10 protein-coding genes and 1 other annotated feature are annotated in these 12,393 nt (G+C 30.8%); of the genes, 3 read left to right on the top strand and 7 right to left on the bottom strand.

Going from position 1 to position 12,393, the window contains the following annotated elements; translation table 11 throughout:
- Window positions 1-15 precede the first annotated feature (15 nt).
- Window positions 16-218: a binding site (T-box leader), on the top strand.
- A 136-nt stretch (window positions 219-354) separates the two neighbouring features.
- Window positions 355-2,292 carry a threonine--tRNA ligase gene (gene thrS / locus KPL44_RS01955; RefSeq protein ID WP_216246904.1) on the top strand — a complete coding sequence of 646 codons (1,938 nt, stop codon included), beginning with the start codon at window positions 355-357 and terminating at the stop codon, window positions 2,290-2,292.
- Window positions 2,293-2,630: 338 nt separating this feature from the next.
- On the opposite strand, the gene KPL44_RS01960 is transcribed toward thrS, so the two are convergent.
- The 3 genes from KPL44_RS01960 to KPL44_RS01970 form a co-directional block, all read right to left on the bottom strand.
- Window positions 2,631-4,289: a glutamine--tRNA ligase/YqeY domain fusion protein gene (locus KPL44_RS01960; RefSeq protein WP_216246906.1), complete on the bottom strand. Its 1,659-nt coding sequence runs from the start codon at window positions 4,287-4,289 to the stop codon at window positions 2,631-2,633.
- Between the two features lie 411 nt (window positions 4,290-4,700).
- Window positions 4,701-5,738: a Gfo/Idh/MocA family protein gene (locus KPL44_RS01965; RefSeq protein WP_216246908.1), complete on the bottom strand. Its 1,038-nt coding sequence runs from the start codon at window positions 5,736-5,738 to the stop codon at window positions 4,701-4,703.
- Window positions 5,739-5,811: 73 nt separating this feature from the next.
- Window positions 5,812-5,976, bottom strand: a complete 165-nt coding sequence (locus KPL44_RS01970) for a hypothetical protein (RefSeq protein WP_216246909.1) — start codon at window positions 5,974-5,976, stop codon at window positions 5,812-5,814.
- An 80-nt stretch (window positions 5,977-6,056) separates the two neighbouring features.
- Between KPL44_RS01970 and KPL44_RS25155 the strand changes: the two genes are divergently transcribed.
- Together KPL44_RS25155 and KPL44_RS01980 are read left to right on the top strand one after the other, a co-directional pair.
- Window positions 6,057-6,125, top strand: a complete 69-nt coding sequence (locus tag KPL44_RS25155; RefSeq protein ID WP_367302934.1) for a glycine radical domain-containing protein — start codon at window positions 6,057-6,059, stop codon at window positions 6,123-6,125.
- Between the two features lie 358 nt (window positions 6,126-6,483).
- The gene (locus KPL44_RS01980; RefSeq protein WP_216103662.1) at window positions 6,484-6,747 is read left to right on the top strand and encodes an HPr family phosphocarrier protein; all 264 of its coding nucleotides are present in this window, start codon (window positions 6,484-6,486) and stop codon (window positions 6,745-6,747) included.
- A 167-nt stretch (window positions 6,748-6,914) separates the two neighbouring features.
- Here the strand turns inward: KPL44_RS01980 and KPL44_RS01985 are convergent, their stop codons facing one another.
- From KPL44_RS01985 to KPL44_RS02000, 4 genes are all read right to left on the bottom strand, one after another.
- Entirely contained in the window at window positions 6,915-8,117 is a 1,203-nt protein-coding gene (locus KPL44_RS01985; RefSeq protein WP_216246911.1) for an EAL and HDOD domain-containing protein, read from the bottom strand.
- A gap of 192 nt (window positions 8,118-8,309) precedes the next feature.
- On the bottom strand, window positions 8,310-9,236 hold the full coding sequence (locus KPL44_RS01990; protein ID WP_407934997.1) for a metal ABC transporter substrate-binding protein: 927 nt from the start codon (window positions 9,234-9,236) through the stop codon (window positions 8,310-8,312).
- Window positions 9,237-9,503: 267 nt separating this feature from the next.
- Window positions 9,504-11,186 (bottom strand): ribonuclease J, encoded by a 1,683-nt coding sequence (locus tag KPL44_RS01995; RefSeq protein ID WP_407934996.1) that lies wholly within the window; start codon window positions 11,184-11,186, stop codon window positions 9,504-9,506.
- An 888-nt stretch (window positions 11,187-12,074) separates the two neighbouring features.
- Window positions 12,075-12,338 (bottom strand): hypothetical protein, encoded by a 264-nt coding sequence (locus KPL44_RS02000; protein ID WP_216246913.1) that lies wholly within the window; start codon window positions 12,336-12,338, stop codon window positions 12,075-12,077.
- Window positions 12,339-12,393: the final 55 nt, after the last annotated feature.

A 12,393-nucleotide genomic window follows, 5' to 3' on the forward strand; every position in this document is an offset into this window, starting at 1 on the left:
AATGTAAGCAAATAAATCAATACTACGATGAGGAAAGTAAGCCATGGTACATTTACAGAGAAGGAATACATTAGCTGGAAGTATTCTTAAATGAAATTAGCTGAAGACTACCTTTGAGCGGCTTTAACAAAGCCCGGTAATTCCGTTATAATTATTAAGTGGTTTATTATATAAACAATTTGGGTGGAACCGCGGGAAATTATAATCTCGTCCCAATTCTATAGTTAGAATTGAGACGGGGTTTTTTTATTTTTCAAAAAATATAAGTTTACAAACTTGTTGATAACATTTTTTATTTTTTCATTTCTATAAGAAAAAATTCAAACAAGTATATAAAAGAAAGGAGCAATGTACATGATAAATCTTAAACTAAAAGATGGTTCAATAAAATCTTACGAATCTGAAATTACTGTAATTGAAGTTGCTAGGGATATTAGCGAGGGACTTGCAAGAGTTGCTTGCGCTGGTATGGTAGATGGTGAAACTGTAGATTTACGTTATAACCTCACTAAGGACTGCGAACTTAGTATACTTACTTTTGATAGTGAGGAAGGTAAAAAAGCCTTTAGACATACTGCAACTCATATTATGGCTCAAGCAGTTAAAAGATTATTCCCAAATACTAAACTTGCCATAGGACCTGCTATAGATGGCGGTTTCTACTACGATTTTGATAAACAAAACTCTTTTTCTGCTGAAGATATTAAATTAATTGAAGCAGAAATGAAAAAAATTATTAAAGAAGACCTACCTATAGAAAGGTTTGAACTTCCAAGAGCTGAAGCTATAGCTTTTATGGGTAAATTAGATGAGAATTTTAAAGTTCAGTTAATTGAAGACCTACCAGTAGATGCAAGCTTATCTTTCTATAGACATGGTGAATTTACAGATCTTTGTGCAGGTCCTCATTTAATGTCTACAAAATATATAAAAGCCTTTAAACTTACTCAAGTTGCAGGTGCTTACTGGAGAGGTAATGAAAAAAATAAAATGCTTAGCCGTATATACGGAACTGCATTTACAAAGAAATCTGATTTAGATGCTCATATAGAGAAAATGGAAGATGCTAAGAAAAGAGATCATAACAAACTTGGACGTGAACTCAAACTCTTTACTACATCAGAAATGATAGGTCAAGGTTTACCTCTACTTATGCCTAATGGCGCAAGGGTAATTCAACTATTACAACGTTTTGTTGAAGATGAGGAAGAAAAAAGAGGTTATGTTCTAACTAAAACACCATTAATGGCTAAAAGCGAATTATATAAAGTATCTGGTCATTGGGACCATTATAAAGATGGAATGTTTGTTCTTGGTGATGAATCCAAGGGTGAGGACGTCATGGCATTACGCCCTATGACATGTCCATTCCAATTTACAATTTACAATGCAGATCAGAAAAGTTATCGTGATCTTCCAATTAGATATGCAGAGACCTCAACATTATTTAGAAATGAATCTTCTGGTGAAATGCATGGTCTTACAAGAGTACGTCAATTCACTATATCTGAGGGTCATTTAGTTGTTACTCCTGAGCAATTAGAAGATGAATTTAAAGGTGTTGTAGATTTAATTCACTTTATGCTCAAAACATTTGGAATTGAAGATGATATAACTTACAGATTCTCTAAATGGGATCCTAATAATAAAGAAAAATATATTGATAATCCTGAAGCTTGGGCACTAACTGAATCAAAGATGAAAGTCATTTTAGATGATCTTAAAATAGACTATAAAACAGCAATTGGTGAAGCTGCTTTCTACGGTCCTAAACTTGATTTACAGATCAAAAATGTTTTTGGTAAAGAAGATACTATAATTACAGTTCAAATTGATTTTCAACTACCAGATAGATTTAACATGACTTATATTGATAAAGATGGAGTTAAAAAACGTCCATATGTTATCCATAGGACTTCTCTTGGTTGTTACGAAAGAACACTTGCAACGCTTATTGAAAAATATGCTGGTGCTTTCCCAACTTGGCTTGCACCACTTCAAGTTAAAGTATTACCTATTTCCGAGAAATATCATGATTATGCAGAGAAGGTAGTAGCAAAACTTAAAGAATCTAGAATTAGAGTAGAAGCTGACTTTAGAGCAGAGAAAATTGGGTATAAAATTCGTGAAGCTCGTAATGAAAGAGTTCCTTTCCTACTAATAGTTGGAGAGAAAGAAGCAGAACTAAACGAAGTTTCTGTTAGAAGTCGTAAAAATGCTGATGAGGGTGCAATCGCACTAGACTCATTTATTACAAGAATTAAAGACGAAATCGATACTAAATTGTTATAATAAAAAACTTCTCCAGATTGAATTGCAATATGAGCTTGAAACGTGAAATTTCATTAAGGCATTCTAATCTTTTGCGAATATAAAATTCTCTAGCACTCACACTCGACTTCCTGTCTCGGGTTCGCTAGACTGCCGTCCTGGCAGTCTTACGAGAATTTTATATTCGAAAAGAAGAATTTCTAAATGGAATTTCAATGTTACTGCACTTCTTATTGCAACTCAATCTGGAGAAAATTATACTATGATATATCTAGTGGGCTAACGAATATATCCCGCCCATAATGAAAGAGAGCCAGTACAAGATATACTCTTGTACTGGCTCTCTTTCATTACAAAAACTATTTTTGAATTTTGAAAGAACTTTTTAAAGACACTATCCTGTTAAACACTAGTTTATCCTCAGTTGTATATTTATTATCCACATTAAAATATCCATGTCTAAAGAATTGGAATTTATCATTTGGCTTTGAATCTTTCATGTTTGGTTCTATAAATCCTTGTAAAATTTCTATAGAATTTGGATTTATTTGATCTAAGAAAGTTTTCCCTTCTTCTTGCTCATCATCTAAAATTAAGGGTTCATATAATCTAAATTCTGCTGGAAGTGCATTTATTGCATCTACCCAGTGGATTGTTCCTTTAACTTTTCTCCCTGTAAACCCACTACCACTCTTAGTCTCCACATCATAAGTACAATGTAGTTCGCATACATTTCCCTCTGCATCCTTAACCATTTCGTTGCACTTAATAAAATATGCTCCCTTTAGTCTTACTTCATTACCAACAAATAATCTGAAGTATTTCTTTATTGGATTTTCCATGAAATCTTCTCTTTCTATATATATTTCTCTTGAGAATGACACCTGGCGAGTTCCCATTGATGGATCATCTTGATTGTTCTCAATTTGAAGCATTTCAACCTGAGATTCTGGGTAATTTGTTATAACTACTTTTAAAGGTCTTAAAACAGCCATTGTTCTAGGTGTTTTAGGGCTTAAATCTTCTCTTATAAAGTGCTCAAGCAATTGACCATCTACTTTACTATTAGCTTTTGCAACTCCGATTTCTCTACAAAAATTACGTATAGATTCTGGTGTATAACCCCTACGTCTAAGTCCAGCTATAGTTGGCATACGTGGATCATCCCATGAATCTACTACCTGTTCATCTACTAATTGCTTAAGGTTTCTTTTACTCATTACTGTATTTGTTATATTTAATCTTGCAAACTCAATCTGCCTTGGAACATTTTCCATTTCACAATTATTTACAACCCAATCATATAGAGGCCTGTGATCTTCAAATTCTAAAGTACAAATTGAATGTGTAACTCCCTCAATTGCATCTTCTATTGGATGTGCATAATCATACATAGGATAAATACACCATTTATCTCCTGTATTATGATGAATTGCATGAGATATACGATAAATTACTGGATCTCTCATGTTTATATTAGGAGATGTCATATCAATTCTAGCTCTTAAAACCTTTGCTCCATCAGGGAATTCACCTTTTCTCATACGATCAAATAAGTCTAGATTTTCTTCGATTGTTCTGTTTACGTATGGGCTAACTTTGCCAGGTTCTCTTAAAGTACCTCTGTACTCTTTCATTTCTTCAGCTGTTAAATCACAAACATAAGCTTTACCTTTTTTTATTAATAACACGGCACGCTTATACATCTCATCAAAATAATTAGATGCAAAAAATAAATTATCCCACTGAAATCCGAGCCATTTTACGTCTTCTTCTATAGATTTAACGTACTCTTTGTCTTCTTTCGCTGGATTAGTATCATCAAAACGTAAGTTAGTCGTACCGTTAAATTCATCTGCTAATTGAAAATTTATAATAATTGATTTTGCATGCCCAATATGCAAATATCCGTTTGGCTCCGGCGGAAAACGAGTAATTATTTTTTTATGTTTTCCTGTTTCTATATCTTCCATAACAATGTTTCTTATAAAATTTGATGAACTGGTCTTAGTTTCCATGTTTGGCACCTTCCTTTTAATCTAGCAAACTTGTAATATCCCCTACCGTAATCCAGATTACTCGAGAGTCATCTTACTCGTAAGTAACCTTATGTATAAGATGACTCTTACATTAAGAAGACTTCCACATAACAATCTTACTCGTAAATCTGATTGCGAGTAAGGTCGGATGCAAGTAAGCCAAATCACATGTAAGTTCAGTCGCTTGTAAGTTTTATGTATATCTACTAAATATATCACAAAAACAGATTTTTTCCTAGGATTTAAACGTATCATGGCATTAAATATTAAGTTTTTTAAATTATATTTATAGTCTTCCCATATTCACCAAATTCTAATTTGTTAATAAGAATTTTAATTTGATTTCCATCTAAATTTCTTATTTGAAGCCATATATGAGAATTTTTATACCTATTTCCCATACACCATATCAATTACTCTCTGACATTTTAATGCATCATCAAAATCAGCAGCTATGCTTTCATATGAGTTATCATAAATCTTATTTGCGAAGTTTATAAGCGACGCTGTATGGCAATTTTGGAAATATCCCAAAGAATTTCTTTTATTAGCATAAAATTTTAATAAGTTATCCCCTGCTGCTACATTTTTTATCTCTGTTGAATTACTTTTATAACTATATACTTCAATCTCATAAGGATTATTAAAATTAATCTTTATACTGCCATGACTTCCGTAAACTACGTAATCATCTGTTTGTTCTCTTTCAGTAAATACTCTTGAAACCTCAAGGCTTCCGATCACACCATTTTTCAGTGTAAATTCACAATTTGTAATTTCATCTACTTCTGATCTGTCTTTAAAGAAAATTCTAGATTTTGCATCTACTCCTTCTATATCTCCCATAGTAAATTGTATCATATCAATTAAATGGACGCCTAAATCCAGTAGTGCACCGCCACCAGAACTTTTCCCAGTTCTCCATGTATCCTTTTTCTTTTCATTTAAATAACTATCATGATAAGTTTTCACTTTAAAATCTATAATCTTTCCTATTGTTTCTTTATCAAGTTCTGCTTTTAATAATGAAAGAGCTGGCATAAATCTATAAACTAAAGCTACAGAATTTTTTATATTGTTTTCCTTAACAAGTCTTGCCATTTCCATTGCATCTTCAATATTTGTAGCTAGCGGTTTTTCGCAGTAAATAGCTTTGCCGTATTTTACTGCCTTTACCACATTGTTAAAGTGGACATTGTTGGGTGTACATATATCAATAAAATCAATCTCCTCATCCTTAAGTACCTCTTCAATATCTGTGACATTTATAACTCCACTAATAGGAATAATCATAGGCTCCCTGGTTACAACGTATTTTAAATTTAACTCATAAGGAAGTGAAAACCTTAAGTTAGCATCATAAACTGCTAATGAATGTGTTTTCGCTATACCACCAAATCCTATCATTGCAAAATTTATTTTTTTCATAAGTATATACCTCACTTTCATATCAATATCATTAAATAAAGATTACCACTAACCATGTTTATTTACTACAATTTTAGATTAGCCCTACATTCATCTTTTCTAATTCCGAGCAGCTTTTCTCATCTGGAACTTCACCTAAATCAGATATTTCTGTAAATTCATAAGTTACATCATAATAAAATCTCTTGTTTTCTATGACTAAATACACTTTTTCCCTGGATCCCTCCTCTGCAAACATAGTATCCCCCTTACCCTATTAATCATTCATTAATTATCTAGTCCACACTTTTCTAAGACTAAAAAAACATCCTTACCGCAATCACTCTTAAGAACGCTCAGACAAGGCCAAATGATTATAAGGGTCTAGTAGTAAGGGTTGCAGGTTAGAGTGCATTTTTATAGAACTCAGCCATGAGATTCAAGATGATATTATAAGAAGAACTAAACATACCTTAATAGGAAGTAACTATTTGAAAGCACTAATTTTTCAGAATCAAGCGATGGAATTAAAAAATCCTTAAAAATTTCAGATTAAAATTATAATAAATGACAGATAAATATGTTATACTATTTACATACTGCATTTTATGGTGTACAGAAAACATTTACAAATTTTGCATTATAGGTGCAGTTACTACGACTTTAACAATCGATTCTTATAAAATCAGAATCTTCCTTATATTTTTATGATATCAGGAAAGTTATAAGTGATGAATAAGCATTTAAATTTTAGGAGGCTATATTAATGGAAAAAACAGTTAAAATATTAAATGAACAAGGGTTACACGCAAGACCAGCTTCTATCTTTGTAAAAACTGCAAGCAAATTTAAGTCTACTGTTAGTATCGTACATGGTACTGGCGTTGCAAATGCAAAATCTATAATAAACATAATGAGTTTAGGACTTAAAAAAGACGAAGAAATTAAAATCGTTACAGAAGGCGCAGATGAAAAAGAAGCTATGGCTGCTTTAGTAAGCCTTGTAGAAAACAAATTTGGCGAAGAATAGTCAAGGTATAATTTGAAATGCTACAGTAAATAAGTATTGATTATCTATTACTACTCGGATATTTTATGAAATTAATATCTGAGTAGTAATATTTTTTTGAAGTTATACTAATTTTTGTTAGATAATAAAAATTAAAATGAAATTGACATGTGCTAAGTGCGTGGTAATTATTCATTAGCATAAAAGATTGCCTCATAGTATGCATCTGGCAACCACTTTTCATCTAATTCTAGTTGTTTAGAAATTTTTGATACCTCATCCCATTTGCCTTCTTCATAATTTATAATTAAATCAAGCAATTTCCTACAATCGTTATCACTACACCCTTCTAAAGCACCCTTAACTTCAATTGGTAACAATAATTCCTCAAGTATTTCTTCTAATGGTACATCTAAAAGTAAATCCACCATAGAAAATAGACCTATCATATAAGCATTAAATGAATTAGCACCTTTTCTAATTTTACATGATATTAATTCTGAAAACCTTGCCCTTGTTAATGATTCTATTACTATAATTTCTGGTTTATCCTCACCCATAGTTTTAAAAACTATTAAATATAGCCACTTTTTTATTTCTTTTTCCCCAAGCAGTGATAATGCTTGTTTAATAGACTTTATTTTACTTCTAAAAACATAATTTGCTGAATTTATAAGTTTTAAAAGTTTAAATGATAATGATACATCTTTTTTTATTAATTCTTCTATTTTATCTATATCAAAACTACCATTATTAATTTCCTGTAATAACTTCATATAAACAATCTTATTTTCTGATATTCTTTTTCCTGAAACAATTAGCGGTCTACTAAAATAATAACCTTGGAAGTATGAATACCCAAACGAAACAGCTTCATGGAATTCTTCCATAGTTTCAACTTTTTCTGCTATAAAGTTTATATGTTTGGAGTTCACCTGTTCAATTACTTTTCTTCGATCATTCCCTTTAGTTATTTTAAAATCAACTTTAATTATATCTGCTACCTCTATAAGTTTTATGTACTTGCTTGAATAAACAAAATCATCTAAGGCTATAAGATAACCTTGTTTTTTTAAATCCCTACATAACTCTACTATTTCCTCTGTAGGTTCTATATCCTCTAATATTTCAATTATTACTGTCTCTGGTGGCAAAACCATAAAAATATCTGATTTTAAAATATTTTCAGTAAAATTAATAAATGCTTTTTTACCTCCAGTTACTTCCTGAATTCCTATATTTACAAAACTGTTTTTTATAACTTCAACAGTTGCCTTATCTCCATCTTCCGCTTGATATATATTTTTTTCACTATCTCTAAATAACAATTCATATCCAAGTAATTTGTTAAATTTATCAAGAATTGGTTGTCTTGCTAAAAAAACATCCATATTACCCCTCCATTAAAATACATTTAAGATGTATTATGTTTATTATACATAATATTACACACATTTACAATATCTCATATAAGATGCAATATATTTTGTTTACACTATTAATAAAACAACCGAATTTTAAACTAATATAAATATTTTTAAATAATAATTAACCCCCGCCTTAATCAAGACGAGGGCTAATTATTATTTTAAGCTATCATATATCTCAGATAAATTCGCTTCCATACTCTCAAGGTAACCTTTATTATCTTCACTGCTTTCTATTGTATATATCTTTTGTACTTTAGCCCCTACCTCTTTTGCAAGGGTTTCAGACACTCTAGGACTTGCAAGTTCCTCCATGAAAATAACTTTCACTCCATATTTTTTCGATAACTCGACTATTTTTTTTAGTTTTTGAGGAGTAGGCTCTCCCCCCGCGAATACATCTTCTACACTATTTTGTGTTAACCCAAACTCTCTGCACAAATAACCAAAGGCTGCATGACCGGTAACAAAATTCTTATTTTTTATCCCTGCGAATTTCAAATTATATTCACTATAAAGTTTATCAAGTTTCTTTGAAAACTCTTCATAATTCTTCTCATAATATACTTTATTCTTTTTATCTACTTTCACCATAGCATCTTTTATGTTTTTAGTTTGAATTTTAGCGTCTTTTAAGCTAAGCCATATATGAGGGTCAAATTGTCCATGTTCCTGAACTTCATCACCCTGGCTTTTTATTGGATTTATTCCAAGTGACGAATCAACAACAACTAACTTCTTATTATCTATAGCACTTAGAGTTTTAGAGGCCCATGTTTCCATTCCAAATCCAGAATATACAAACAAATCAGCATCACTTATACTTTTCATATCCTTTATTTTTGGTTCAAAATCATGTGGCTCAACGCCTTCTGGCACTACTGTTGTTACTTGTATTTTATCTTTACCTACAGCCTCTGCGAACTCCTTCAATGGATTAAAAGAGACAACTACCTGTAGCTTTGACTTATCAGTTTTAACAGTCCCTATCGCTTCTTCTTTCATATTGAGTGTAGACTTCGAGCATCCAACTAGTGTAAATATAATACATATTAAAATCATCATACTAATAATTTTTTTCAATGTTTTTTCACTCCTTAAATCATTTCCTTCAATTTACTTATAAATATCAAAAGCCCCTAAAAGGCGCTTCTTAGTTGTTGCAAATCACTTGCATTTACTCTTATAATATACTCAAGTATTTGCACCTTGTCAATACTTTAATTATTTCCATTATTTAAGTTTATAATTTGCGCCTCATCACTCTTATGTAGCATACAAAAAGAGTATGCATTATTACAATACATACTCTTTTCCATAACTAAGCATAAATGATAAAACTTAGCCTTATTATATTTCCATTATTATTGGTATAATTATAGGTCTTCTCTTAGTTTTTATATATAAGAATTGGCCTAAAGCATTCCTAATACTAGATTTTATTACTGCCCATTCTTTAATTTTATTACCTAAGCACTGTTCTAATTCTTTTCTTACAATGTCTCTAGCCTCATTAATAAGTTCATTGGATTCTTTCATGTATACGAATCCTCTAGTTATTATGTCTGGCCCTGCTACAATGCTATAAGTCTCTCTTTCTATAGTAACTACCACAGTAAGAATACCCTCTTCAGCTAAGTGCTTTCTATCACGAAGCACGATGTTCCCAACATCTCCAACTCCAAGCCCATCTACCATTATAGCTCCCGTTTGAATTCTTCCAGCTATTCTACATTCGCTTGGTGATACTTCTAATATCTGTCCAGTTTCTGCTATAAAAATATTATCAGGACTCATTCCTAATTTTTCTGCAAGTAGCGCATGTTGTTTTAGATGTCTATATTCACCATGTACTGGCATAAAATATTTAGGTCGTACTAATGCGTGCATTAATTTTAATTCCTCTTGACACGCATGCCCTGAAACATGAATCTCTTCTGTAGTATTGTATATTACATTTGCTCCCTTTTTAAATAGCTCATTTATAACATTGTATATGAACTTTTCGTTTCCTGGAATAGGAGATGCAGATAAAATAATCAAATCTCCCTTTTGTATCTGAATGCTTCTATGAGTATTTGATGCCATCCTTGTTAATGCAGCTAGTGGCTCACCTTGACTACCCGTAGTTACTATCGTTACCTTATCATCAGGATAGTTATGAAGATCTGCTACTGCAACTATAGCTTCAGCTGGTATATGCAAATATCCTAGATTCATAGCTATTTCAGATATTCTTTCCATACTTCTTCCGCTAAATGCTATTTTTCTTCCGTAGAAAATTGAAGCATTTGCAATTTGCTGTATTCTATGAATATTTGATGCAAATGACGCTACTATAATTCTACCTTCAGCTTTATAGAAAATTTTCTTTAAATTTTCTCCAATTACTTTCTCAGATATAGTAAAACCAGGACGCTCTACATTAGTACTATCAGCCATTAGTAATAAAACTCCCTGACCACCCAATTTTGCAAATCTCTCTAAATCTATAACTTCTCCATCTATTGGAGTATAATCTATTTTGAAATCTCCCGTGTGTATAATTCTTCCAATAGGAGTGTGTATACAAAGCGAACATGCATCCGCTATACTATGGCTAACTCTTATGAATTCTACACTAATTTTATCAAGCTTAACTATATCCCCAGCTTTTACTACATTTAGTGTACAATCTGCGAGTATTCCATGTTCTTGTAACTTATTTTCTACAAGTCCTAGTGTTAGACATGTTCCATACACAGGTACATTCAACTGTTTTAAAACATAAGGTAATGCTCCTATATGGTCTTCATGACCATGAGTTAGAAAAATCCCTTTTACTCTATCTTTATTTTCCAAAAGATATGTTATATCTGGAATAACCAAATCTACTCCATACATATCTACATCTGGAAACGAAATTCCACAATCTATAACAATAATTTCTTCTTTATATTCTATTGCAGTAATGTTTTTCCCAATTTCTCCAAGTCCACCTATTGGGATAACTCTGATTTTGTTTTTACCCTTACTTCTATAATTATTATTCACTATTTCCCCGATTTCTAAATATTAGGCATTTTATCCATCCAATATTTTCGTTCTGTTTACTAAACAAAATGGTAGTATCACAGAATATAATTACTTAGGTCAGTACCGCTTACTACAATTAACCTTAATCCTTTAGCCGCGGAGCTGCTCATCTTCTAAAGATGCATTAACCACTTCACAAGGAGCTTTAAATTTCCACCCATAAAATGAGATGCCCCCTTATGAAACTTCGTTAATTTACTATTCCAAGTGTTTTTTTCCTATTAACTAACCATAAATCAGGTTTTCACCTACCTTTTCTTTTATATTTTTATTACAATTACTTTATAATGATTTATTTTTGTGAGAGAATAGTTTGTATTTCCGATATCCAAATCTATTTCACCTATTGTCACTGTTTCATCATCTTGATATTTTCAATAGTCTCAGCTTTCTCTAACTTTTCACTATTTTCAATATATTTAGCCATTTTTTTCTTTTCCCTTTTCTCCTTTCTTATAAAATTTTTGAATGTTTTTAATGAATTTATATTTTAAAGTGTTGCCTTTTTAAAACACCACTCTCTTTATACATATATTTTTATATTATTCATATTTTAAGACTACTCACTGTATGAGTTCTTTATAATTCCCTAATAACTACATTCTATACCAATGCATTATACTAATCCAATGTAATTATACCATATTATATTTGATTATAATATAAAAAAGGTTAAGAATAATCGCAATAGATTAAAATATCACATTATTCAAACTTAAATTATCGTTTTATTTCTATATTTATACTGTACAAGAATAGTAAACATATACAAACGTTACTTATCGTATAAAAAAATAACTAGCATATTCACTAGTTATTTTAGAAAATACTTTATGAAATTTAGCACTATTCTAAGTTAGCTACTTTCTTATTTAAAATAATTCTCTTTGTAAATAGTCCACCTTGCTTAAGATAATGCAAAACATATTCATTATCATAAACATTATGTATTTCTAATTTTATTATTCCTTTTGTTTTTAAGACTAACTTCACTTTATTAAATTCATCAATTTCAGCTTTTTCAGTTAGCATAGTATAGACAATTTTTTGTGAATACATAGCCCAAGTTTCTAATAATTCATCAAGTGGTGAGTTTACATCTATATTCATTTATTTCCTCCTTGTATAATATAAGTAATATTACTATATTTACTTCATACTTTTT

Origin of the sequence: Clostridium sp. DSM 17811, from assembly GCF_018861905.1 — a bacterium.
In the GTDB taxonomy this organism is placed as follows: Bacteria; Bacillota; Clostridia; order Clostridiales; family Clostridiaceae; genus Clostridium_AD; species Clostridium_AD frigoriphilum.